The organism is Chloracidobacterium sp. (genome assembly GCA_016720705.1).
GTDB lineage: Bacteria > Acidobacteriota > Blastocatellia > Pyrinomonadales > Pyrinomonadaceae > OLB17.
In genome coordinates, this window is the sequence record JADKKB010000007.1 from 939,532 (window position 1) to 965,488 (window position 25,957).

The 25,957-nt window shown below is 51.5% G+C and carries 21 protein-coding genes; 14 read left to right on the plus strand and 7 right to left on the minus strand.

Annotated features, from left to right (window positions below):
• Positions 1–85: 85 nt before the first annotated feature.
• The 11 genes from IPQ00_11460 (at position 86) to IPQ00_11510 (ending at position 7,890) form a co-directional block, all read left to right on the plus strand.
• The gene (locus IPQ00_11460; GenBank protein ID MBL0241173.1) at positions 86–751 is read left to right on the plus strand and encodes an alpha/beta fold hydrolase; all 666 of its coding nucleotides are present in this window, start codon (positions 86–88) and stop codon (positions 749–751) included.
• A 94-nt stretch (positions 752–845) separates the two neighbouring features.
• Positions 846–1,184 (plus strand): acyl-CoA thioesterase, encoded by a 339-nt coding sequence (locus tag IPQ00_11465; GenBank protein ID MBL0241174.1) that lies wholly within the window; start codon positions 846–848, stop codon positions 1,182–1,184.
• A gap of 2 nt (positions 1,185–1,186) precedes the next feature.
• Positions 1,187–1,975 (plus strand): tRNA pseudouridine(38-40) synthase TruA, encoded by a 789-nt coding sequence (gene truA / locus IPQ00_11470; GenBank protein ID MBL0241175.1) that lies wholly within the window; start codon positions 1,187–1,189, stop codon positions 1,973–1,975.
• 87 nt (positions 1,976–2,062) lie between these two features.
• Complete coding sequence (locus IPQ00_11475; GenBank protein ID MBL0241176.1) at positions 2,063–2,395, plus strand: (2Fe-2S)-binding protein; 333 nt, start codon at positions 2,063–2,065, stop codon at positions 2,393–2,395.
• A 27-nt stretch (positions 2,396–2,422) separates the two neighbouring features.
• Positions 2,423–2,890: a superoxide dismutase, Ni gene (sodN, locus tag IPQ00_11480; protein MBL0241177.1), complete on the plus strand. Its 468-nt coding sequence runs from the start codon at positions 2,423–2,425 to the stop codon at positions 2,888–2,890.
• Between the two features lie 64 nt (positions 2,891–2,954).
• Positions 2,955–3,311, plus strand: coding sequence for a nickel-type superoxide dismutase maturation protease (gene sodX / locus IPQ00_11485; protein ID MBL0241178.1), 357 nt, complete (start codon positions 2,955–2,957; stop codon positions 3,309–3,311).
• Between the two features lie 4 nt (positions 3,312–3,315).
• Complete coding sequence (gene lipA, locus IPQ00_11490; GenBank protein MBL0241179.1) at positions 3,316–4,233, plus strand: lipoyl synthase; 918 nt, start codon at positions 3,316–3,318, stop codon at positions 4,231–4,233.
• Positions 4,234–4,394: 161 nt separating this feature from the next.
• Positions 4,395–4,850: a bacterioferritin gene (locus IPQ00_11495; protein ID MBL0241180.1), complete on the plus strand. Its 456-nt coding sequence runs from the start codon at positions 4,395–4,397 to the stop codon at positions 4,848–4,850.
• Complete coding sequence (locus IPQ00_11500; GenBank protein ID MBL0241181.1) at positions 4,847–5,356, plus strand: GNAT family N-acetyltransferase; 510 nt, start codon at positions 4,847–4,849, stop codon at positions 5,354–5,356. Before IPQ00_11495 ends, IPQ00_11500 begins: the two co-directional genes overlap by 4 nt.
• A complete protein-coding gene (lpxI, locus tag IPQ00_11505) occupies positions 5,353–6,192 on the plus strand; it encodes a UDP-2,3-diacylglucosamine diphosphatase LpxI (GenBank protein ID MBL0241182.1) in 840 nt (279 codons plus the stop codon). Before IPQ00_11500 ends, lpxI begins: the two co-directional genes overlap by 4 nt.
• A gap of 36 nt (positions 6,193–6,228) precedes the next feature.
• Positions 6,229–7,890 (plus strand): M28 family peptidase, encoded by a 1,662-nt coding sequence (locus IPQ00_11510; protein MBL0241183.1) that lies wholly within the window; start codon positions 6,229–6,231, stop codon positions 7,888–7,890.
• A gap of 236 nt (positions 7,891–8,126) precedes the next feature.
• Here IPQ00_11510 and rsmI read toward each other — a convergent pair whose 3' ends face one another.
• From rsmI to glpX, 7 genes are all read right to left on the minus strand, one after another.
• Positions 8,127–8,957 (minus strand): 16S rRNA (cytidine(1402)-2'-O)-methyltransferase, encoded by an 831-nt coding sequence (gene rsmI, locus IPQ00_11515; GenBank protein MBL0241184.1) that lies wholly within the window; start codon positions 8,955–8,957, stop codon positions 8,127–8,129.
• A gap of 88 nt (positions 8,958–9,045) precedes the next feature.
• On the minus strand, positions 9,046–9,627 hold the full coding sequence (locus tag IPQ00_11520; protein ID MBL0241185.1) for a hypothetical protein: 582 nt from the start codon (positions 9,625–9,627) through the stop codon (positions 9,046–9,048).
• Positions 9,628–9,961: 334 nt separating this feature from the next.
• Positions 9,962–18,580 carry a PD40 domain-containing protein gene (locus tag IPQ00_11525; GenBank protein ID MBL0241186.1) on the minus strand — a complete coding sequence of 2,873 codons (8,619 nt, stop codon included), beginning with the start codon at positions 18,578–18,580 and terminating at the stop codon, positions 9,962–9,964.
• Positions 18,581–18,713: 133 nt separating this feature from the next.
• On the minus strand, positions 18,714–20,129 hold the full coding sequence (locus tag IPQ00_11530; protein MBL0241187.1) for a S8 family serine peptidase: 1,416 nt from the start codon (positions 20,127–20,129) through the stop codon (positions 18,714–18,716).
• An 18-nt stretch (positions 20,130–20,147) separates the two neighbouring features.
• Entirely contained in the window at positions 20,148–20,429 is a 282-nt protein-coding gene (locus tag IPQ00_11535; protein ID MBL0241188.1) for a hypothetical protein, read from the minus strand.
• Between the two features lie 60 nt (positions 20,430–20,489).
• Complete coding sequence (locus tag IPQ00_11540) at positions 20,490–21,026, minus strand: DUF2085 domain-containing protein (GenBank protein MBL0241189.1); 537 nt, start codon at positions 21,024–21,026, stop codon at positions 20,490–20,492.
• Between the two features lie 103 nt (positions 21,027–21,129).
• Positions 21,130–22,173 (minus strand): class II fructose-bisphosphatase, encoded by a 1,044-nt coding sequence (gene glpX / locus IPQ00_11545; protein MBL0241190.1) that lies wholly within the window; start codon positions 22,171–22,173, stop codon positions 21,130–21,132.
• A gap of 144 nt (positions 22,174–22,317) precedes the next feature.
• Here glpX and IPQ00_11550 point away from each other — a divergent pair, with 144 nt between their 5' ends.
• The 3 genes from IPQ00_11550 to IPQ00_11560 all read left to right on the plus strand — a co-directional run bounded on the left by IPQ00_11550 (position 22,318) and on the right by IPQ00_11560 (position 25,843).
• Complete coding sequence (locus IPQ00_11550) at positions 22,318–22,614, plus strand: 4Fe-4S binding protein (protein MBL0241191.1); 297 nt, start codon at positions 22,318–22,320, stop codon at positions 22,612–22,614.
• Between the two features lie 376 nt (positions 22,615–22,990).
• Positions 22,991–24,139, plus strand: coding sequence for a UDP-N-acetylglucosamine 2-epimerase (non-hydrolyzing) (wecB, locus tag IPQ00_11555; protein MBL0241192.1), 1,149 nt, complete (start codon positions 22,991–22,993; stop codon positions 24,137–24,139).
• 6 nt (positions 24,140–24,145) lie between these two features.
• On the plus strand, positions 24,146–25,843 hold the full coding sequence (locus IPQ00_11560) for a glycosyltransferase (protein MBL0241193.1): 1,698 nt from the start codon (positions 24,146–24,148) through the stop codon (positions 25,841–25,843).
• Positions 25,844–25,957: the final 114 nt, after the last annotated feature.

The window sequence follows — 25,957 nt, forward strand, 5'->3', positions numbered from 1 at the left end:
AGGTAGAAGTGGCGATCCACGGTGGACGAGGAAAGGAAAGTATTTGCTAAGCTTGCCGGGAAATCTTAGAATCAAAGATTCGATTATGTATCCAAAAGGCAACCTTGATATACCAGCGTCCCACGGTCACCTTGAAGCGATCGTTAAAGAACCGCACAGCCCACGTCAAGGTGTCGGCGTAGTGTGCCATCCGCACCCGCTCGGCGGCGGCACGATGCACAATAAAGTCGTTTTTCGGGCGGCGGCGGGAATGCTCGACGCGGGACTTCTAACCGTAAAATTTAACTTTCGCGGCGTGGGCGGATCAACGGGCGTCCACAATGAGATCGAAGGCGGCCGCGAAGATGTCGGCGACGTGCTCGAGTACGTTGAACAGCAATATCCGGGCGAAGACCTGACGCTTGCGGGCTTTTCGTTCGGTTCGCGGACCGGACTGGAGGTCGGGTTTGACGACCCGAAGGTCAAACGCCTCATTTCGATCGGGACGCCTATCGACAAATACGGTGATTACGATTTTCTGATCGGATTGCGAAAGCCGATCTTGTTCATTCACGGCGACCAAGACGAATTTGGCTCCCTTAAGAATCTCCGGCCGCTGATCGACGAGGTCGCAAAGACCGCGGACACAGAACTCGTCGTCTTTGAGAATTGCGGACATTTTTTTGATGAGCATTTGAATGAATTGCGCGAGGCGATACGGTCGTGGGTAATAACTAAACTAACCGAAGCTCAGGCGAGCAGAGAAGCTTAAAACTATCGCCCTCATACGGGGCTATAAACTTCGCGAAAGATCCAACATTATGGAACAAAAACCAATACGAGATGCGGCCATTCGGCTAACGATGATGCCGCGAGATACCAATGCTCACGGAACCGTCTTTGGCGGCGTGATATTGAGTTATATCGACGTCGCCGGTGGTGTCGAGGCAGTTCGCCACACAAAACACAACCGATTTGTTACCGTCGCGATGAAAGAGGTGATCTTTCACGAACCCGTTTTCATCGGTGATCTTGTCAGTTTTTATGCGGAGACAATGAAGGTTGGAAATACATCGATCAGTATCCACGTCGTCGTCGAAGCCGAACGCTTCGGATCGCCGGGTGTGATCGCTAAGGTCACTGAGGCCGAAATGACCTTTGTTGCCATTGACGAAGCCCGTAAAAAGGTGAGGATCGGAGGTTAAGAATGCCAACCTGGAAACTCGAGGTCGAATACGAAGGAACGCGCTACCGCGGGTGGCAGATGCAGCACAATGCCAAGTCGATTCAGGGCGAACTGATGGAAGTAACACGACAACTATTCGTGTCAAAGGTCGACCTCTTTGGAGCCGGATGGACTGATGCTGGCGTCCACGCCCTGCGCCAGATCGTACACGTCAAGGTACCCGAATTGTCCGTCAATCTAACGCCGCGGCAGATCCAATTCGGATTTAACGACCTGCTGCCACACGACATCAACGTCATCAAGGTGATGAACGCCCCGGACGATTTTCACGCCCGTCACGATGCTGTCCAACAATACTATCTTTATCAAATTTCAACGCGGCGGACGGCGTTCGGCAAAAATCTCGTCTGGTGGATCAAGGACAACCTTGATGCCAAAGCGATGTGTGAAGCTGCAAAAATGCTTGTCGGAAAGCACGATTTTCGTTCGTTTTGCGAAACGGAAGAGGGCAAGAATAAATCGACGTTCGTTGACGTCAGTCATGCAGATGTATTTACCGATGGCGATTTGATCTGTTTTCGCATCGGCGCAAGCCAATTTTTATGGAAAATGGTCCGGCGGATAGTCGGAATGCTCGCAGAGGTCGGCCGCGGTAATACTACGTATGATGCGTTCGAGCGATTGTTGAGGTTTGAGTCGAACGTCCCGGCTCAGTTTACCGCTCCACCTTCAGGGCTATTCCTTGAAAAGGTATTATATAAGGGCGATTCGCCGCCAAGGGATCGCCGGGCGGCGTTTACGCTGGGTTAACTCACTGGTGCTTGCTTTCACGTACACGTTGTGACAAATTAAATCTATACGGTTTTGTAAGGTTTAGAAAAAAGGGAGACATATTTGATGCCACATATTATTGCCGAGACGGCAACAGGCACTATTTCGTTTGAGGCCATCGTCGGCCAAAAGCTCGTTTTGGCACTTGAGGACAACGGTGTCGATATTTTGCACCGCTGCGGCGGGAACGCACGTTGTACGACCTGCCGCGTGGAATTGATCGTCGGTGACGCGGGCGAAATGGGCCCTAATGAGCAAGCGATCCTCTCGACAAAAGAGGGGCTCAATGAGAATACTCGGCTTTCGTGCCAGATCAGAGTCAATGGCGATATGGAAGTCAAGGTTATCAATCAGGCGAGCGTCGCCGGGATCGAACCCGGAACACGGCCGGAAGACTAAACAGTTGCAATTTACAAGGAGAAAAAAATGTTTGAAAAACTGAAAGAGCGAATTGTTCCGATTTTAGAAACAGCCGAAGCACATTGCGACGGACCGTGCGGCGTATATGACCCGGCTTCCGCCCGGATCGCCGCCGAGGCGGCCGTGTCGATGACTAAAAAACTCGTCGACCTCAAAGCGCCGGACGGCTCCGATGCGAAAGCGTCAATCGCATATCACAATACATTTTCACGCTACGTCACGATCAAAGAGGAACAGGCGGACATTGCAAAGAAAGAGTTGCTGATCCTCTGGACCGATTATTTCAAGCCGGTTCACCTCGAAAAATTTCCAAACCTGCACGACACGTTCTGGAAAGCCGCCAAGCTCTGTTCGTCGGTCAAGGTCGAGGTCAGCCTCGAACACGCCACCGAATTGATGGACGCTATCAAAGATATCCACGACATTTTCTGGTCGTCGAAAGACCTTAACGTCGAGTGGTACACGGCGTCATAGTCTAATTGATCGATTAGTTCTGCGGCGGAAGATCGAACAGGTTTTCCGCCGTTCGGCTTTTCCTATGAATGGCACTTTGCGAAAGTCGACCTGGCAGGAACGCTTACGATTTTACTCCGGTTTCTATTTTGGATTTCCGAGGTTGCGGCAGCTCAAGATTCAGGGAAACTCGATGTCGCCAACAATCGAGGATGGCGAGATCGTACTGTACGTTCCGCGAGTAGAGGTGAAGGTCGGGGACATTGTCCTGATGCCGCACCCCTTTAAGAAAAGCGTTAAGATCGTAAAGCGGCTCAGCGAGATCCATCCCGGTGGCAGGTTGACGCTCGTTGGCGACAACCCGGCCGAGAGCACCGACAGTCGCACTTTCGGGACGATTTCGATAAACTCAGTTCAAGGACGCATCGAGTGCAAGTGGTGACCCAATGATCGAAGAAAAGGTACTGATTCAGAAATTTGTTAATCGTAAAGGTCGTGAGCGGCTCAAGAAGCCCGATTGGCTCAAGATCAAGCTCGGCGATCCGTCAAATCAGAACGCCGTTTTGAATCTCATCGACGGGCTAAATCTTCACACGGTCTGCCAGGAGGCCAAATGTCCAAATATTTTTGAGTGCTGGACCGACAAGACCGCAACATTTATGCTCGGTGGCGACACCTGCACGCGGCATTGCGGCTTTTGTGCGGTCAATAAAGGCAAGCCGATGGACCTAGACCCGATGGAGCCGACCCACGTCGCTGAGGCTGTCAAACATCTAGATCTCAAACACGCCGTCATTACTTCGGTAAATCGTGACGACCTCGCCGACGGCGGTTCGATGCACTGGGCAGAGACGATCACTAAGGTTCGAGAATTTAGTCCCGACTGTAAGGTCGAGGTTCTCATCCCTGATTTCAACGGCGACGAGATCGCCCTAAATAATGTGCTCAACGCTCGACCCGACGTTCTCAACCACAACACCGAGACCATCGCCCGGCTTTACCGTCGCGTCCGCCCCGACGCAAAGTACGCCCAAACGCTCGAATTGCTCGAACGGTCGGCAAACTGGCGTGACACCGTTCAGCCGTCGATGAAGACGAAAAGCGGCATTATGGCCGGTCTCGGTGAGGGCTTTGAAGAGGTCGTCGAACTGATGAAAGACCTCCGTTCGGTCTCGTGCGATATTATGACCATCGGCCAGTACCTCCAGCCTTACGAAAAACGTCTGCCCGTCGAGCGATACGTCACACCGGACGAGTTCGCCGAGTGGAAGCGAATTGGGCTCGATTTAGGTTTTAAGCACGTCGAATCATCGCCGCTGACTAGGTCTTCATATCACGCCCGAGAACAGACCGAGAGCAAATAAGCTTGTTCTCCGGCTTTCGCTAATTAATGAGGCGGCGTTTGAATTGACAGAAACTCGTGAGTGTTGTGAGGCTGACAACCCACACACATCAAATTTACAGGCAGTTGAAGGCTATTTCATTGGATATTTTGGAACGGCCCGATGCTCTCATCACGAATATTATGAACCAAGCTGAAAAACAAAATGCGATCGAGGTTCTAAACAAGATCCTCGAATTGGAATTAGCCGGGGTTGTGCGTTATACGCATTATGCGTTGATGGTTTTCGGGTATAACCGGATACCGATCGTCTCGTGGCTGCAGAGCAATGGCGACGAGTCGCTAATGCACGCTCGCAAGGCAGGCGAGTTTGTCACGATGCTGGGCGGACATCCGAGTCTGAGGATCGGCCCTCTACTTGAAACCGAGAAGCACGATATCGGCGACATCCTGCGCGAAAGTCTGGAGCAGGAAAGTACGACTCTCGCGGCATACTACGAGCTACTCAAGCTGTCCGAGGGCAACTCGGTTGCGCTCGAGGAATACGCCCGAGAAATGATCCTGCTCGAGGAAATGCATCTGGACGAGGTCAACAAGATGCTTCGCAAACCGGGTGAGATCGAGCCATTTTCTGAATGAAGTTGATCGCCGAAACTCAGCGTTTAGTTATTCGCGAAATGGACTCTGCTGTCGATGCAGAGTTCATTTTTGCGATTTTAAATACACCGAAGTTTATACGCTTTATCGGCGATCGAGGCGTTCGAAGCGTTGAACAAGCTGAAGATTTCATCGAAGATCGTTATCGGCAGAGCTATCGCGAGCACGGTTTTGGGTTATGGACAGTAACCCTTAAACACGGCGTGCAGATCGGAATGTGCGGTTTCGTAAAACGACCGCATCTCGACCACGCTGATCTCGGATTTGCATTCCTGCCTGATTACGAACGGCAAGGTTTCGGTTTCGAATCAGCATCGGCAATACTTAAGGTCGGAAAAGAAGAGTTGAATTTTTCTACTGTTTTAGCCATCACTTCACTCGAAAATAAAGCATCAGGCAATTTGCTCAAAAAGCTGAATTTCAATTTTAACGGCATCGAAACGATGCCCGACGGCGAACAACTCAAGATTTTCTCGACGACATTATGAATAACGGCATAAATTTTGGGCTGATAGCCGGAAACGGCCAGTTCCCCTTTCTCGTTCTGGAGGGTGCTAGGCGGCAAGGCGTCGAGCTTTCGGTCATCGCCATCAAAGAAGAAACGGAAAGAAGTATCGAAGAAAGCTCGAATGACGTCCGGTGGGTCGGTATTGGCCAACTAGGCAAGATGATCTCGTTTTTCAAGGACCGCGGCGTCTCAAAGGTGATAATGGCCGGCCAAGTCAAGCACGTACAGATTTTTTCAAGTTCGATGCCGGATATGCGGATGGTCAAGATGCTTTGGAAACTACCCAGACGCAACACCAACGCTCTAATTGGCGGCGTGGCCGCTGAACTTGCGAAAGACGGGATCGAATTGGTCGATTCCACGCTTTTCATCCGGGATCACTTAGCGGGTGAAGGTGTGCTAACAAAGCGGCAACCAAGCGATCTTGAGCTAGAGAATATCGAGTATGGGCTGCAGATCGCCCGCGAAATAGCGAGACTTGATCTCGGACAGACGATCGTCGTCCGCGGCAAAGCGTGTGTCGCGGTCGAAGCTATGGAAGGCACGGACGAGACGATCAAACGGGCGGGCGAATTGGTACGTGGCAAACTCACCGTTATCAAGGTGGCCAAGCCCGAGCAGGATATGCGTTTTGATGTTCCCGTAGTCGGTGTACCTACGATCGAAGTAATGATCGCGGCGGGGGCGACCTGTCTTTCGATCACAACCGGCAAAACATTGATATTTGATGGCCCGTCGATGCTCGCCTTAGCTGACCGAAACAAGATATGCGTTGTAGGGTCTCCATTTGAAACCTTTACTACCAATAGGGCGTAAATAACAGCATTGTCCGTACCAAATCCAGGAGAAAGAATGAGAAGAAATCTATTTGTAATTTTAATACTGTCGGCGTTTGTTTTTCAGACCGCGGCATTTGCTCAGACCGCCGCAGTTAAGATCACACCGGCGGAGAAAAAGATCGCTGAGGCCATCACTGCGGCGCAGCTTAAAGACTATCTTTATTTCGTCGCCGCAGACGAAATGGAAGGCCGCGACACGCCGTCTAGAGGCCTAGATATAACTGCCAAATTCATCGGGATGAATCTTTCACGCTGGGGATTTAAGCCGGCGGGTGACGACGGTACGTTTTATCAGAGGATCGCTTTGAAGAAAGATGCGATCGATCCGGCCGCAACATCAGTCGAGGTCGGCGGACAGAAATATTCGTACGGCGATGATCTGGTACGTGTTTCCGGCAATTCGACAGCCGCGATCTCGGCTCCGATCGTCTTTGCCGGTGACGGATGGATGATCAAATCGAAGGGATTGGATCCCTATCAGAATATCGACGTTAAGGGTAAGCTGATTGCTGTCTACAGCGAAGGGCAATCTTCGGGTCGCAACATCGTCGCCCTTCCACAAGGAATCACGCAGGCAGACCTTACCGGCGAACGCGGCAAGGACTGGGCGGATGTTACAGCCTATGCTCGTGCACACGGTGCCGCGGGCATACTCGTATTGCCGTCAAAGTTTTTAGCAGATAATTGGGGAATGGTCAGTCAGATGTTTGGACGCACCCGAATGGTCGTCGAAAAACTTGCCCCGGCCACGCCGGCACAGATCGCAAGTGCTCCGTCCGTCTTTATCGCTTCGCAGAAACTCGCTGCTGCTATATTTGCGGGCGAGGCAAATGACCCGATGAGCGGATCGAAAACGTCATTTGACCTTAGCTCGGGTAAAAAATTCAATTTCACCATCGCCACCAAAACCGAAACGGCATGGACGCAGAACGTCGTTGCACTTTGGGAAGGCAGCGATCCGACGTTAAAGAGTGAAATGGTCGCAATTGGTGCCCACTACGACCACGTAGGTGTCAACCCGAATGCTCCGGGACCAGATAAGATATTTAACGGTGCCGATGACGATGGCTCCGGAACGGTTGCCGTACTCTCGATCGCCGAAGCATTGGCTAAGGCACCCAAGCGGCCCAAACGCTCAATCCTCTTCGTATGGCATTGCGGCGAAGAAAAGGGTTTATGGGGCAGCGAATATTTTAACAAGTTTCCGACCGTTGACATCAAAAAGGTCGTTGCTCAGCTTAACATTGATATGATCGGCCGCAGCAGAAAGCCCGATGATACTAACCCTAAGAACAAGGAATTATCGGGCGAAAACACGATCTACGTGATCGGAGCGGATATGATGAGCTCGACTCTTGGAACTGTCGTGAAGGGTACGAACTCGGGATATCTCAAGATGGACTACGATTTCCGTTACGACGACCCGAAAGATCCAAATCGTTTCTTTTTCCGTTCGGATCACTTCAATTATGCAGTAAATGGCATCCCGGTCGCCTTTTGGTTTGATGGCGTCCACGAAGATTACCATCAGGCGGGCGACCACGCCGATAAGATCGACTATGTCCGAATGGAGAAGATCACCCGCACGATCTTTCTCACCCTTCTTAAACTCGGTGAACTTAAAGAAAGGCCCCACATCGACAAGCAATTACCGGCCGAATTGACCAGACAATAATTGCTTGATAACCAGAATGCCCTGCGGTCACTGCCACTTAGGCTGAACCGCAGGGCATTTTTCTTTGATCTCGATCAACGCTCACATTTCCAGAATAGATCTTGGGCCATTATTCCCTTTGTTTCGTATGCAGTTGTGCTCCGAGACGCGGCTTTCGTGATGGCGTCCACACGATCCATCTGCATAACCGCTCGGGCATTTTGCCGATTTGCAGAAAGTGTGGAATGTACTCGCGATCATTTTTTGGTTAATACGAGTAGTCGGTAGGCTTCGGATTTGCTGAGGCCTAGCTCTTTGGCAGCCTTTTTGAGAGCTGAACGGTTGTCGACACCCTCTGCCTCGAGTTCAGCGACCCGGTCGGCAAGCGAGTCGGGCGGTGGTACGGCAACTGGGCCTCTTGCTCGATCGATTACCAAAACGATCTCGCCCCGCACGCCCGCATCTGCATACTCCGCGGCTAGCGTCGACAAGCTTCCAAACGCAAAGGCCTCGTGAAGTTTTGTGATCTCGCGGGCTACGGCCGAGCGTCTATCGCCCAGAACAGCCAGACAATCTGACAGCGATCGGGCGAGGCGGTGAGGAGTTTCATAGAGAACCAGCGTCGCAGGAATGTCCCGGATCTCCTCAAGGCGCTTCCGGCGTTCACCACTCTTGGACGGTAAAAATCCACCAAAAAAGATTGAATCGGTCGGGAGTCCGGATGCTACGACTGCCGCGACGAATGCCGCGGGTCCCGGAACTGGCACGACAAGAATGCCGTTTTCGATCGCTAATTCGACCACGCGGAAACTCGGGTCAGCGATGCCCGGAGTACCCGCATCTGAAACCACCGCGATCGATGTGCCGACTTTGAGCTTTTCGATAAAGCTCGGGGCCCGTTCGTTTTCATTATGTTCGTGATAGCTGACCAGCTTTGCCGTGATCTCAAAATGGTTCAGCAGTTTACGGGTGTGCCGCGTGTCCTCGCAGGCGATAATGTCCACCGACCTCAAAACGTCCAAGGCGCGGAGCGTGATGTCCTTCAAGTTGCCGATCGGCGTAGTAACAAGGTAAAGCGTTCCCGACATATCGAGAATATAGCGAACTTGCGCGAAAAATGGAAAAAGCCCGGGCCGTTTGAGGCCCGGGACTTCAGTTTGATACGCGAAGATTCGCTTAGAAGGGCAGCCGGATCGGTAGTCGGTCACGCCAATTGCCGTTGCTGTTACCGCGGTTATTTCGATTGTTTCGATTGTTTCGATCGCCGTAGTAGTTAATCCCGTAGGCGTTCGCAATTATCCGCAGATCATTGCTGATCTCGTTCCACTGGTTTTGAAGTACATCATTGCCCCGCGAGTTATATATTTGGCTATCGATCCTGGAACCGATCTCGATCACTCGACGTGCTTCATCAGCACTGTTGTCCATATTACGTCCACGGCCATACTTATCCTCAAATTTATTAGCCGCTTTCTGGAATTGATCCGCGAGGTCTTCGATATTGCCATTGCTATAGTTACCATAACGACCGTTCTGATCGGTCATCCGTTCAAAGTTCTTCGCACGCATCTTTAGATTCTGCACGGTAGAACGGATATTGCCGTAATTTGTGTTGTTACCATAACCGCCATTGCCGTAACCGCCGTTTTGCCCATAGGGACCGTTCTGCCCGCCCCACTGAGCCGAAGCGATGGCCGGTAAACCCAGAACCAATAACGAAAATGCTGCTACTGCCATATATGTTTTTATTCGAGTCATTGTTTTATCCCCTTATCGTTTTCGGTGGCAATGTTTTGGCCATTGCTCGATATCACTAATTGCAAAAGGCGTGCCAAACTCTAGCTAAGCTGTTCAGAAAGCCTGCAATCTGTTGACAACACTCGTCTTAGCAGTTTTGATAATTTGCTGGAAATGGTCGTGTGAGCAGCGGTACGGTCGTTGATGTCGCAAATCGTTTGTTCGTACAACGCATAACGTAGGGCCGGAATTCCGTGGTCGACGACGCCACTCTCGTTGTCAGCCAGAATGCCAGAAAGCCGGCATCCCGAGTGGGCGGGGCCGGCTTTCGTTAGCGTGGACGATTCACTTCCGATCAGGGTTCCGGGCCGATCTCGAGACCGGTGACATCCTCCGTGACCGTGATCAACCGCGACCTGAACATTAGGCCCTTTGCCCGCACATCAATGGTATAGGTCTCGCCGACGGTCACGTCATCAAATCTGAAACGCCCAAAGCCGTTCGTCAATACGGACCGCCTCGAACCCTGAACCCCACCGAGTACCACCGTTGCTCCCGAAAGCCCGGAGCCATTGGCTCTAGTTACCGTGCCTTCGATGCTGGCATTCGCTGCGGTCGGCGCCAAAAGCGATATATCTGCCGCGGAAAAGACTGTCGATAGAGGTGTTGCGGTGCCGTCGACGACCTCCGTTATCACCGGATCGCTGACAAAACTGATATTTGTCGTGTCCGGGTGGACCGGAGCAACCTCAAATGCAACATAAAGTACTCGCCGAGTGCCGGCGGCAAAGGGCGAACCCGGTGCCTTGTCGATAGCAATCCCGAGCTTTCCGCTCGCCGCCTGTGAATCGTTCACGGTAAGTACCGCTCCGGAGGCGTCGGGCCCCAGTTCGATCAATGAAGGCGAACTTAACACTGCCGTGTCGAAGTTCAGTGCGAATCCGATCGCGGCCTCGTCGCCCTGTGCCTCAATATCTACTCCAATGATCACCTTGGTGCCATCCCTATAAAGGCTGACCGGCTTGACCTCTCGCGGCAGAAGCGACGATCGTTTGCCCGGGACCGGCTTTGGTGAGTATGGCAGAGCGTCATTCGGGCCCGCGGCTTCTGCACGCTGGTCAAGCGATGCAGCATATCTTCGGGCCTGGATCACGTCCGCTACTGATAAGGCTCCATTACCGCCATCCAAGCGCGGGGCCGTATCGCTACGCTGAAATTCGTTATAGGCCATTACGGTGTCGAGCTTGGTGATAAATCGCCGTATCTGGGCGACGTCATCGCTTGCCACCTGGCCATCATTGCCATTCGGTCGAGGCGACACATCACCCTCTGTATCGCCGCCGAGGACGGTAGTCTCGGCGTCCGGTTGCGTTGGTGCCATTTCTACGTTTCCGGCAAAATCGCTGCAAATGGACTGAAATGCGTAATGCTTGCCCCAGCGTCCGGTGAAATTACTGCTCCCAACCAAATTTGTCTCTGAGAAAATTGGAATGAACGCCCCTCCGTTCGTCGACACACGTATCTCACACCTATCAAAACCTGAACCATCGGCGTCATCCGTTCCGCTCCAACTGAACGAGATACCCGGTGAATCCAATGTAGCCGGTAAAGGAGCGACAGTGCTCATAGGAACAACACTGTCGAGAAGGTTTGCGGTCGTGTTCGTTACGATCGGTTCGTTTTCGTCAAAAATAATGGTCGCCGAATTATTGATCGCCGTGCGATTCGGATACGTCGCCTTTGGTTGGATAGTAAAGGTCACAAAACCCTCGCCATCGTGATCTTCGTTATTCGGCGGCAAGATGCCGAAAGTTGGATCTAGCGGAGTTTCACCCGTCTGAGGATCGATCGCGTTAAGTGTCCAGGTGACTTTTCCATTTACAATATCCAACCCGGCCGAGATGTCCGCATACAGATCATTCAGATCCGAGCCAAGTTGTATCCGGGACTGATAATAGGCCTGATTATTTGGCACGACTACGACGTTCTGCTTAAATCCGATCTCCTTGAGCCGTACGGTCCTAGGATCAAGCGTCGGCGGCAACTGGTCCGTAATAATTACCTTCTGAGCCGGCCCAGTGGCCGACGATACATTTTCGAAGTTTATCCGATAAAGCATCTCCCTGCCTATAGGCACGAATCCTTCGGTTCCAAACCCTTTCGGTCCGAGCTTCTCGTTCGGATCGACCGCTCTTATGCGACTTACATCATATTCATATTCTGCTAGTATGCAGCTAATATAGGTCTTGATTAAATTACCGATCGTCCAAACCGCGTTTGCAAATTTAATGTACGGAAGTTCATTGCCAACACATTGACCGATATCATCGATTACACCCAAAAAAAGCCCAATGCCGGTTGTTACTACGTCGCCAAAGCTAAGCTTATCATTGGCAATGTATGACATCGCCAGACCGGAAATATTGTCGACGACCGGGATTACAGTAATGAGCAGAGGACCGCAGCCGGCGCCCGGGAATAAACTAAGCATCGCGAAGAACATCGCCCTCGAAAAGTCTACGAGACATAACTCACCGGGTGTGAGTGCGTTTGGACTGGTAAGCCTTGTGAGATTTGCTAACTCTTCCGCCGACGGCTGTCCCGCCTGAAGTACTTCCAAAAGTGGGGGCAGGATACCGAACCCGATCTTCAGCGGGTCAAGGAATGTCATAGTAAAGTCAATATTGACATTGATCTCGCGTTTGCTTCGGACAATTGGAGCGATCAAAAAAAGATATCTCTTTCCGTCGCTATCGAAAGTGAGCTCCATCGGCGGCATTCCTTGTGGAAGGAGTTCCGCCGGCATATCAAAATAATTTCCGCGGTCGAGTTCATAAGCCACATTCGTCGGAAAAGCGATCATTAGCGGCACGGCAAACGCATCATTGAGCCCATCGTTATGGACTGTAAAAGTAAAGCGTGCCCGTGCATTTCCGATTCGAGCAGCGCTCGGCCCAATGGCGGAGTGCCTAAGGCTGTGCCCGCCGCCGTTGACGATCTTAAAGCCGTCGGTACGGGTCGTGGTCTGATTGTTAGGATTGGTAACGACCACGTCATAATCGCCGGCCGCTTTTTCTTTCAGATCGAAAAGTGCAACGATTCTTGAACTACTGTTCTTGGTTATTCTAGGCGTAATGACCGACGTATCCGCGCCGACGAGCATAACCGTCGCGCCGGAAGCGAACTTTGCTCCGTCGACAGAAATCGTTATCTCGCCCTGATTACCCGCGACAGCCGGTGAAACCTGTCGAATCGAGAACGGCAACAAATTCGCTGTAATCGATATATTTTGCGGGGGAACCGGGATCGTTCCGATCTGGCCATTGACGACCTTTTCGGGCTGTTTATCAAACAGAACATTTTGAGGCTGTATAAAGTCGTGGCTGACCATTGAATAGTATCGGCCTTCGTAAGTATTTCCGATAACGTTTTCTTGATCCGCCGTCCTCTCGCCCGAGCCTTGAAAATCGTAATCGGCACGGCTCGCTGCAGAGTAAAAGTTTGTGAAAAGTTCGTTCGAATTGCCGGTTTCACCATCGAGTGAAACAACGATCGTCTCATCAGCAGGAGCATCGAACCTAAATGACTTCTGTCCGCCGTTCAATAACGTCGTCATGAATGGCGTGTTAAGCGTTAGAGCTTGGACCGTGATCGGCATCTGAGACACCGATGTCAATACATTGTTTGCTTCGTTGCTTTCGCGGACGCGGTTCTGCGAATCGAGCCGCACGATCACATAATAGTCTCCTTCCTCAATGAACGGGATCGTGAAACCGGTAGATTCGACCTCTGTCGCCGAAGGACCGAGCGGCAATCCCGTGCGGTCTTTCTGGCCGATCAGATAATCAGAAGCATCCCAAAATTGATCTCGCGATAAATAAACGCTGTCGCGCCAAGGGCCGATCGCCGGGTAAGTGCCCGAATTTTGTACGGTCCATTGGAAGAACGCTCCGTCGCCGGGTGTGGCACCGGCAGGAACCGAGATATTTGTAACATTCAAGTCAGCCGGCGGCGGCAGCTCTAAATTTACGTTGTACGCCGGGCTGATATTATTTGAATCACTGCTTTCCGAGACACTATTGTTGTAGTCAGTCACAACAAATATCCGATACAGATCAGTAAGTCCGGCAGGGATGCCGATCGATCGCGATTCGGAATAATTCGCTCCTCCGGCAAGCGCCCCGTTGTGGACAACGTAACCGAGTCGCTTGTCGGTCGAATCGATAACCGAGTCGCGCGAAAGAATAATATAGTCGGTCCAAGAACTTCCTAAGGTCGATGTACCGCCCGTATTTGTAACGGTCCAGTTTATGATAACGTTAGTGCCGGAGTAGGTCGGCGTTGTTACCGAATTCACAACGGCTTGAAGGTCAACGTCGGGCGACGTAACTATGATCGGGGTCGACTCTCGAAGATTATTTCCTTCGTAAATGCTGTTGTACGGGCCCTCGTAAACGTTGTTGTCAATGTCCGCAACGACCAAAATATAGTATTGTCCAGCGGCAACGTTTCCGGTGCTTACGTTTACGGTTTGAGAATAGGTCTGCCCCGGAGCGAGATTATCCTGTTGACTGACGTTACCGATTCGGATATCACTTGCGCTAAGTGATGCGTCGCTCGATAGATAAACGACATCGTGCCAACCTCCGAAGGTCGTCAACTGTCCGCCGGCGTTTCGGCCTGTGTATCCGACCGGGAATGAGGTTCCGACCTGTATCGGTCCCGCGGGCACCGAGACACTATCGACAACGACGTCGGGCAGATTGTTTGCCACCGAGAAAGGCCCGGAACTAGCCGTATTATTATCCTCACCGGTTCCGCATTCAATTACATTTCGATTGTAATCTGTCTCGATCGTTATCACATATTCACCCTGCATATATGACGGGAGATTTACGTTTGCGTTTCGAGAGGCAGACTGGCCGGCAGCGATCGCTCCCTGGTGAGTGGCTCGTCCAATTTCAGATGAACCAAGCCCTTCAAGTGAGGTAATAAGCACGCGGTCGGTCCACTGATATGGCCCCGGACCGGTCCCGATATTTGATTCCGTCCACGACACCGAAACCGATTGTCCAGGCGTAGTTATTGGTGAAAACTGGACATTGGACGCGATCAGATCGGCCGGCAGTGTCGTAATTGAGATAGGTCTGACCGGACTATAATTATTAGCCTCGGCGTCGTAACCCGGATCAAATTCGCCTACCATATTTCCGGTATCGGTCCTTGCGATCAGATAATAGTCTCCGGTCAATACACACGTCGGCAACTGCACTCGCATTTCGACGAGTCGACTCTCGCCCGCAGCTAGCGAACTCGTGGGTTTCGTTCCTAGGATCGTATCGTCAGCTCCGTACGTCTGATCGGTCGAAAGATATATCGCATCTGTCCAATTTCCAGCGGTAGGAAATGCGCCTTGATTGGAAACCGTGAAGCTAATGTCAATAAATTGGCCACCTGAGGCCGTTGAAGGTGCGGCGGGTTGTGCGTTGATAACGAGGTCGGGCGGCGTCTGGATGATATTTATCGGAGATCCGGGGGCTACCTCGTCGTATGCGAAATTATTATTTTCCGCACTGAACTCGTAGATTGTGTTGTTAGTATCGGCTACGACGAAAACGTAATATTGCCCCTGAACGTCATTCGGCAATTTCACATAATCACCGCCGGTTGTAGTGGCAACAAACGTGTTAGTCGTATAGTTCGCTCCTGCCGGGAGTGGAGTTGTACGGGTTGATTTCGTGAAGATCAAACGATCCTGCGAAGTATTTAAGACGGTGTCTCTCGACAGATAAACTTTGTCTGCCCAACTCCAAGGTTTGTTGAGAGCCTCATTGTCACCTGCCGCCGCCGCGTTGCCGATATTGTTGACCTGCCAGCCTACGTTGATCGGACCGCCGGCAAATGCCTGAACCGGTGCTTGCACATTAGAAACAGTGAGATCCGGCAATGGCGGAATGTTTAGTGTGATCGCTCGCGTCAGCTTATTATTGGTCGTATTTTCTTCGTTCAGAGCGCCGTTGATATCGGTAGTAACGACGAAAAGATAAGAACCATTGAAGCCCCGCGGTATCTTAACTGTCGCCGAGGCTATATAGCTCTCGCCCGGAGCAAGTGCGCCGGCGCTATCAACGTCGATCAGGGCGTTCGTCGTCGAAGATCCGGTGGTATTGACACTTACTCGATCCTTCCAAGCGAGCGCATTCGTTGGTCCGAGCCCATTATTCGTGACCGTCCACTGAACTTGTATCGTTTGATCGAAAAACGCCGTCGGCGGAGCTGTGATATTTGTAATGACGAGGTCAGGCCTCAGCAAGCGGCGAACAAACACCGGCTGAAAGCGAGAATTGTTATTCTCATTCTCGCCTTCGTTGATAACCGACGGACTATCCGTAAGAACGTAAACATAATGGTCGCCTGACGTAGGTATAGCTCCCGTTGGGATCGTAACGTTCTGGATACGTTCAACCGACGCGCCAGCTGCGAGGCCGCCCGGCAATGGAAACGTTCCGAGCAGCAAATCGCTGCCGACCTGATTATCGGGCGAAAAATAAACGCTCTCCGAAAATGTTCCGGCCGCCTTATTGCCAGTGTTTGTCGTTGTCCATGTCATTGGGAATGCAGCGTCCGTGTCGACCTCGACCGCGGTGCTCGTCGATGTTACCTGCAGATCCGGCACGCGATACTCGAACTGCGTCGTTTGTGAAGATGTATTGTTGATCTCTTCGGGAGTAATCTGAGAGCCTTCGATGATCGTATTATCCGTATCAGCTTTAACAAAAATATAGATCGTTCCGTTTGGACGAGAAGGAACGGTCGGAATAGTCACGCTACGAGATTGGGCACTCGTGGCTCCTGCGGCGAGACTGTTAAGGTTGATGTTCGCGAGCGTTGAATCGTCGCTATTCCCAAAAAACGCATCCGTGGAGACGGATATTCGAGTGTTGAATGGATTGGCTGCATTAGCCCCACCGATATTTCGAATATTGAACGTGACCGTGAATGGCACGTTCGGCTCTGTATTTGCAGGAACTGCCAGATTCTCTATAACGAGGTCGGGGTAGTTCACCTGGATCGGTATTGTGACCGTATTATTCGAGGTACGTCCGGCTTCATCGATCGCGCCGAAGGGGTTCGTATAAAGAATCAAATAGTAGAGTCCTGGTTGAGTAGCTAAATAGTCCGCAATGGACAATTGAAAGCCGGAAACAGTACGACTCGCTCCTACAGCAAGGGAGGCTGGGTTCGGCTGAGAGTAAAGTAGGGTGTCCGAACCGGTGAGAATGTCATCAGTCGAAAGATAGATCGCATCAACACCTCCGTTGGTTCCTGTTGAAGCCTCGCCGATATTATCGACCACCCATGAGATATCAAATCCTTGATTGACACCCACCGCCGGAGGAACCGTAAGCGAAACGGCTCGCAGATCCGGCTTTGCTGGAGCCAAAGAAACCGTTGCTTGGGCCTGCGCAAAATTGGGACTCGGGCGCGTCGCAAGAACTTCCGCACTGCGATAGAGATTGCTGATCTCGGTATCGATAGTAAATACTGCTTGTGTTTCACCTTCAGCAATAACCACTGACGATGGAACGGTCATCGCCCCTATCGCTCCGAGAGCTTGAAGCGAAACGGTTACTCCGCCGGTCGGGGCCGGTTCGTTCAGATAGACTGTCGCTGTGGTAGAAGTGCCCGATGTGACAGGATTTGGCTGATTTATTCGCAACGACAAGGCGGGACCAGCCGCAGGTGGTGTGCCCCAGCTCAAGCCTCGGACGCCGTCGGCTCCCATTGAGTCGAAGACCGTCTCGCTCGTCCACGACGTGAGATCATAGGTGCCAATTCGTTGCCCCACGACATCCTGTTGCAATTTTGTGTCGTAGTAGCCTGTCGGGTACGCGACCTTTGTTCCGCCCGGTGACCATACTGCATTTCCAAAAAATTCAACTGGAGTGTGGTCTTCGATGATGGCTCCGGTGGTAGCATTGATGATCCGAAGCTTTCGAACCGCCGTTTCTCCGAAACCCTCGACGTGATAAAGAGAAACTTTGGTGCCGTCCGGCGAGTATCTCGCGGCGGTTGGGGGTGATGAGGACGCACTCTGCGGCTCATAAAGAACGCTGCAACCGCCGCTGCCGTTTGCCGGAACTTTGTAGACGTAGTTCCCGTAGGGCAACAGGCCGATGATTCCGCGTTCAATTTTGCCAAAAATGATCCAGTCCCCGTTTGGCGAAAAATTTGGTGTGTCATAACCGAGGAATCCCGGCTGTGAGCTATCCGATTGGGTTATATTACGCGTTCCGCCCGACTTCCAACCATGGAGTCCATTTGGCATACACGCGGTTGTATCTACCCGCGTAGCGGTGCCGTTACCATGTATGTCCACCGTGTATATCCCGGGATCGTAACCGCTGTATTGCGCGACAAAAACGATTTTCTCACCATCGGGCGAAAACGATGGCTCGGATTCAGGGCCGAGGAGACCGCCGGCGGCGAGAGTCTGGTCGCTTCCATCAGCGTTCATTGTATAGATCCGGCGATAATTATCTATTGTGTAGGTGTTATCGAAAGGCGGATGATTACGAAGACTCACGAACGCGATCTTCGAGCCATCGGCCGACCACGAAGGCTCAAAATCCTTGAGTGTCGCTAGATCCTGCGGAGTACCCATCGGCGCGAGCATCTGAACTTTGTCAACACGGTTCACATCCCACCGACCTCTATCCCCAACCCCGAAAATGATCCTGTCATCCGCTCCGAGGGCTTTCCAAACGGTCGGACGATGCTTTTCAGCAGTATTCGTCGACGCCTTTTCGGTTTCCACCCTGCTGTCCTGTCCTGCGGCCGAGGCGTAAAAAATCTCGGTCAGCACCGTGGGGAAAATGCGTTCGCCAAAGGCAAATGTCGCTATTCCCAGCAGACTCAGCACGAAAGTAACTAAAGTTAAACCTCGAAACGACAAAACCGGTTTGATCGACATTCTATATCTCCAGAATTGAATTGAAATCTGCCTATGTCGGTGTATGCGAAAAATTGCAACAAAATACGACAAAAAAGCTCAATTTATTAAAATTGAGCTTTTCGTAACTATTAAAGTTGGATTTTGTGTGTGATCAGTTCGTGGCGTTTGCGGCACAAATACGTCCGCCGCTTGCGATCTTACCGGAAAGTTGGTCGAGCTGATCAGCGGAGCTAAGCAGTTTAGCTCTAAGCTTTTCCATCGTGATCGCCGGTTCAGCGGCGATGACTAGGGCCGCAATGCCGGAAACGTACGGCGTAGCCATTGATGTTCCTGACGCTTCGCGATAGCCGTTGTTGAGCCACGTCGAGAGAATATCTTTGCCTGGAGCGGCGATTTGAACTGATCTATTACCAAAATTTGAAAATGATGCGAGCTTGTCGTTGCGATCAAGAGCGGCGACGCTGATCAGGTTTGGCAGATCATAATTTGACGGAAAGTGAGGGCGCTTATCATTGTCGCTGCCGTCGTTGCCGGCCGCCGCCACAAAGAGTATTCCAGCTTCTCCCGCGGCTCTGATCGTATCTTCGAGGGCCTTGGACCGCTGGGTAGAGCCCCAACTCGCACTGATGACCCGAATATTTACGCCCTTTTTCTTACGGTCTATAGCGTAATTGATCGCTTCGATAGCATCATCCGTATTGCCGGACCCACCTCGGCCCAGAAACTTGAGCGGCATTATCTTCACCGTCCAGTTAATACCCGTGATGCCCTCACCATTATTCCCTTCGGCTCCGATTATTCCGGCACAATGCGTACCGTGGCCGTTATCGTCCATCGGATCCGCCGAACGGTCAGTCCCGTTAAATCCGTTTAAGTCATTGTAGGTACCGAGTTCGTCATCAGTATATGCCGGAATATTTGCCGGCCGGATCCACATATTTTCACGCAGATCGACGTGCGTATAATCGACACCGGTGTCCAGGACGGCGATCACGACATCCGAGTCCCCTTTGGTCTTTTCCCAAGCCTGCAAAGCGTCAAGATCGGCACGGGCTGTCCCGCCGTCCCGACCGGAATTATTGAGTGCCCATTGATCAGCGAATAATGGATCGTCCGGAGTGCTCGCTGTCCCGATGCGTTCGCCACGAATCTTTTGTCTCGGAACCGTCGCCGGGTCGTCGAGGTTGATCCGGTAATTGGGTTCGGCGTATTCGACCAGGTCGAGAGCGGCGTATTCGGCGGCGACAGTTTCGGGGCTGGCATCGTCAAGGTCGTTGATCTCCACGAGTCGGCTTACAGCTTCGATCTCGTCGGTCACCACATCATTACGCTCAGCGGCGATAGCACGGATCACGTCAAGGTTGGCGCCCAATTTGAATCTCACAAGGACTTCGGGCGTGCCTGCGAGAGCGCGTGTTTTGGAGGCGGATGCTGTGTCTACACTCTCAGTCCGGGACGGAGTCGACCTTAGCGATGATTTCCAGCGTTCGATCTGCCCCACGACCGCCGCGAGCATTACCAATACAACTGCTAAACCAATATGGATCCAAATATTGCTGCGATTCATAGTACTACTCCAAACCGTTTATGCTTCTATGACGTAATTTCGTCCGTGATAGTTGTGCAGTCGTAATTGATAATTATCCGCTCTGTATTCGTAATTATGATCGTGGGTCTCAAATTCGATCAGCCAACCGCTAGTGATCATTTGGGCTGACATCTCGCCATCGACAGGCGCACCGAGCGACATATCCGGAAATTCCTTGTCCGAAACGCTTTTTTCGGATATTTCTGTCACCGAAAGGTTGAGGCGTTTGGCTAAATCTTGCTTTGCTCTTGTTAATGCTGAACTCTTTGTAAAACTCATATTTTACTAATAATAACAATCTTGAACCCTCTACGTTCCCAAGTCAATGAATGTTCAACCTCAGTTCAACTGACGCAGCTTTCTGATGGTCAAATTACGGCTGATCTCGACGATGGCCGGCACGATGTATGTAGCACAGGCAACGCCGAGTATTAGGCCGGATACGAATCGGGTCAAATGCGTATTCTCCCAAATACCGAATATAGTAAGCGACCAATCGATGCCCGCCGGCACAAGTGACATAAAAAGCCATATTCTGCCCAACGGTTCGATTTCATCGATCGGTCGCCAGAGCGGGTAAACCGCAAATCCGACCACTAAGCCAAAATAAACGCCAAAACACCTCGAACAAACGCCAAACTGCTCGCCTGCCACGTGAAACGAGCGATCAGGTATCTGATGGCACATTAAGCTATAGAAATGATACAGCGGGCCGGAGACCGCCAGAAAACCGTAGGCCTTGAGCAATGGCGCAGCGACGATCGCTGCCGCCCAAATTAAAACGACGACAAGCCCTACCACCCAAACGCGGACAGCCTGTTGCCTAAATCGTTGGTAGATCTCGACCGGAATATAATTTGTCGCGGGTTCGCCCATCCAGATTATCTGTCTATTTGCCTGACAAATCTAAAAATGAGAAACGACCGCCGGCTAGAAAGCGACCGATCGTTTCCCATCTGATCAATTTCACCACGCACCCTTAGAATCTGATGACTGCGTCAGGACCACCCTCAACGTGAACGGTATCGACGAAACGAATACTCTTCGAATCACTTGTCATCACAACAGAGTGGGTGCGTTTTCCGGCGCCGAAGAAGCGAACGCCGCGGAGCAACGCACCGTCGGTCACGCCCGTCGCTGCGAAGATTATCTTTTTTCCGGGAGCAAGGTCGTTCGTGTCGTAAATCTTATTCGGATCGGAAATTCCCATCTCGCTCAGCCTACGCATCACCTCTTCCTCGGGCGGAACCTTTGACTTGTCGACGCCCAATCGGTCCGGGTCCCACACGAGCTTTGCCTGGATCTCGCCATTCAGACACTTCATAGCAGCGGCCGTAATGACTCCTTCGGGCGCACCACCGATGCCCATTAGCGCGTGTATGTTCGTACCCGCGACGGCAGCTGAAATCCCGGCCGACAAATCGCCGTCAGAGATCAGACGAATGCGTGCTCCGGCGTTACGAACTGAATCAACAAGTGCCTTGTGACGGCCTCGGTCAAGGCACATGATCGTAAGGTCTTCGACATCACGGCCTAGTCGTCGCGCGATATTCTTTAGGTTATCTTCGACCGGAGCATCGATATCGACCGCGCCGCGACACGATGGACCGACGACGATCTTGTCCATATAGATGTCAGGTGCATTGAGCAATCCACCGCGTTCGGCCGCCGCCAACACTGCGATGGCATTATTTGCTCCGAGGGCACACAGATTGGTTCCCTCAAGTGGATCGACGGCTATGTCGACTTCCGGAAACTCGGACCGAGCCTCGTCTGAAAAGCTCCCTCCGCCAACTTCTTCGCCAATGTAGAGCATCGGTGCTTCGTCACGTTCGCCCTCGCCGATCACGATGCGGCCCCGCATCGGAACGGTATCCATCACTTCGCGCATCGCTTCGACAGCGACGTGATCAGAGTGTTTACGGTCGCCTTGCCCCATTGTCTTGGCAGATTCGATCGCGGCGGCTTCGGTAACACGCAGGAAATCCAAGGCTAATTCACGTTCAGCTTTATGGTTTTTCATCAGTATTTTCTAGTAAGTGTCGTCTAAATTATCTTCTGCTAATGATGGCATTCTATCATTTGTGCGGCGTGATTTGACAAGTTATCGTCAGGGTATTAGCGTTTTAGTTTGGTTTTCATTGTTTCTCAGGAGTTTTCGTAAAAAATGACCTATATCGTTGCTGAGCCTTGTGTCCAATGTAAATACAGTGATTGCGCCGCAGTTTGCCCTGTCGAAGCGTTTCACGAACTGCCGGATCGTCTCTTGATCAACCCGGACGCTTGCATCGATTGCGATGCGTGTCTCCCCGAGTGTCCGGTAGAAGCGATCTACTCAGATATGTCTATCCCCGAAGAATATATGGAGTGGCTCGAGATCAATAAGGACGCGGAAAATTATCCGATAATCAGCGTTAAGCAGCCCGCACTATTTGGCCCGGGTTGTAAAGGCCAACCTGAATAAGGTGATCTTTTGTAGTACTTTTCTAGGCGGGCTTTGCCCGCCTTTTCTATTTACATCGAGACGAGAACTGGACGAAATTGCACGTACGCTCAGAGTCACGACAGCAACGAGTAAAGCCCGCCATTTGACCAACCCTATAGCTACGGCCTGAACGCGCGAAACCTATCTAACTACGGATATCAGAACCGCACAGCCCACCAACGATCGCCACTCTTGGGAAACCTTTCTTTCGTAAATGTGTTGCAAAACGGAATACAAGAATGTTTAATTGTATATTAATGCGGTGACCAATCGTGACATTCGGGCGCAAATGTCTATGTTCGACAACGTGAATAACCATTCCCAAAAACGCAATCTCCGAGAGGTCGATTGGCGAATGAAGGTACTTGTACTCTTCGGCACACGTCCGGAGGTGATCAAGCTTGCTCCTGTGATCCACGAACTTCGTAAACGATTTTTTCAGACCATCGTGGTTTCTTCTAGCCAGCATAAACAGCTTTTGAGGCCATTCCTTGAAACCCTCGAGGTTGACATCGATTTTGACCTTGGCGTGATGAGGAGAAACCAATCGCCTACCGAGGTTTGTTCAAGAATCTTGGCAAAGCTCGATAAGGTACTGGAATCTGAACGCCCTGATCTGATACTCGTTCAGGGCGATACGACCACGACGCTCGCCGGTGCTCTTGCGGGATTCTATCGCCGAATCCCTGTCGGCCACGTTGAGGCCGGACTGCGGTCGGGCAATTTGATGAGTCCATACCCGGAGGAGATGAACCGGCGTGTCATTTCACAGATCGCAACATTTCATTTCGCAGCCACTGAAAAAAATCGGAGCAACCTGCTCGCTGAGGATGTCCCGAGCGATCGGATTTTCGTCACGGGAAACCCGGTCGTAGACTCGCTGCGGGGAATGCTCAAAAAGATATCTCCCAGCCCAAAGATCGCTGAGCTTATAGAATCGACTGCGGGTAAAAAGCGGATTTTGCTAACTACGCACCGACGTGAGAGTTTTGGGACAGTGATGACCGCAAATATGAAAGTATTGCGGGACTTTGTCGATAAACACCAAGACGTCTGTCTCTTCTTTCCGGTACACCCAAACCCCAATGTGAAGGTCATTGCCAAAGAAGTACTGGGCAAGCGAAAACGCATTCATTTGCTAAACCCACTTGATTATGGTGATTTTCTGGCTATTATGCAGTCGACTTGGCTGATCGTATCTGATTCTGGCGGCGTACAGGAAGAAGCACCGAGTCTCGGCAAGCCTCTGCTCGTTATGCGGGAAAACACTGAACGTCCCGAAGCGATTAGGGCAGGCGTTTCGAAGTTGATCGGTACCGATCCGGGCGCACTCAAACACCTGCTTGAAGAAAACTATTCCGTCGACACGTGGATCAAATCCGTAAAGGAAGTTGCCAACCCGTTTGGCGACGGCCGCTCATCGGCGCGGATCGTCCGAATTATCGAAGAAAAGCTCGCGGCAAAAAATATTGCCGTAAAAGCGAACCAATTAGTACTTTTCTAAGTAGAGATGTCGACGTCTGATACCAACAATAAGCACTTGCTCACCGTAATGGTAGAGGACTATTTCCACGTCGGGGCCTTTGGGAACCTGATTCAGCAGCGGAACTGGTCTAACTTTGTGCCCAGATACGCGCATAATACTCAGAAAGCTCTCGACCTTCTGGATCAATACGACACAAAAGCGACATTTTTCGTTCTTGGTTGGATCGCCGAGCAGAGCCCGGAATTGGTGCGCGAGATCGTCAATCGCGGTCACGAGGTCGCAAGCCGTGGGTATTATCACCGAAGCCTAGAAAATCTTTCGATCGAAGAGTTTAGGGAAGATCTCCGCCGGACCAACGCCGCGATCGAGACCGCGTCCGGACAAAAGGTGTCGGGTTACCGTGCCGCCGACAAACTTCCATTTCAACAACACGATTGGGTTCTGGACGTACTAGCCGAAGAGGGTTTTGCATACGATTCATCATTTTTGCCGAAGCGGGGTGATGACCCGAAAAAGCAAGTTGCTCACCGCTACGAGCACAATGATTCGGCCATCTGGGAGTTTCCATATTCGACACGTGACCTCGGCATCGGGCTTCTGCCGATCTCGGGTGGTAATTATTTCCGGCAGATCCCTTACACGTTAATGCGGCGGGCCGTAAGCAATTGGCATAAGCGGTCTGATGCCCCGTTCATATCATATTTTCACGTTTGGGAACTTGATCCGGAACAGCCGCGAATTTCGGCGGCTTCTCGTTACAGCCGTATCCGGCATTATCGAAATTTGGACAAAATGGAGTGGATCCTCCACGAGAACCTTGCACTCTACAAATGTACCGGGATCGCCGATCATTTGGGTATCGATCGCGAAACCCATATTTCCGTCGAACCGGATATGGCCGCGGCCACAGAGATAACAGTACCGGCAAATGCTCCGCTAGACCTCACACCGGTTTCGATCGTTATACCTTGCTACAATGAGCAGGAATCACTGCCGTATTTGGCGAAGACCCTAGCCTCGGTCGAAGAGCGTCTAAAAAAGATCGGTTACACTTCACAACTGATATTTGTAGACGACAATAGCCAAGACGACACACTTGCCGTGATCCATAGCCTTTTCGGCGACTCGAAAGGACTGCAGGTTGTTAAACACGATGTGAATCAGGGCGTCGCCGGCGGTATCGTCACCGGAATTCGTGCCGCTCGTACCGAAATCGTCTGCTCGATCGATTGCGACTGCACATTTGACCCTCACGAACTCGAAAATATGATCCCGATGTTGGGAGAGTGCGTTGACTTGGTCCAGGCGTCGCCCTATCACAAGGATGGCGGCGTACAGAATGTTCCCGGCTGGCGGTTGCTGCTTTCCAAAGGCGCGTCCGTGTTGTTTCGACGCGTTCTGCATACCAAAATTGCGTCCTATACCGCATGTTTTAGGGTGATGCGGCGTAGTTCGATGATCGATATCGAACCCGAAGAACTCGGCTTTCACGGTGTACCGGAGCTGCTCGGACTGCTCGATCTCAAAGGTGGCAAGATCGTGGAATTCCCCACAGTTCTTGCCGTTCGACTTTTTGGAGCTTCCAAAATGAAGACATTAAAAACGATCGCTGGCACCGTCAAACTGCTTTCCAGACTGACGTTGATGCGAGCGTTCGGGAAAACAAACCCTATTCGACCTTCTACATCAAGTGAGAGGCTTTTGCCGGCCTCGAAGGACTGAACGGATCGTGAAGTTAGAGTGCTCAAGCCTGTTTAAGCTATTATAAAGCTAGATCTCAACACCGCTAACTTTCGATAGCGGACACATTCCCGGCCATTTCACCTCGCGGCGGTT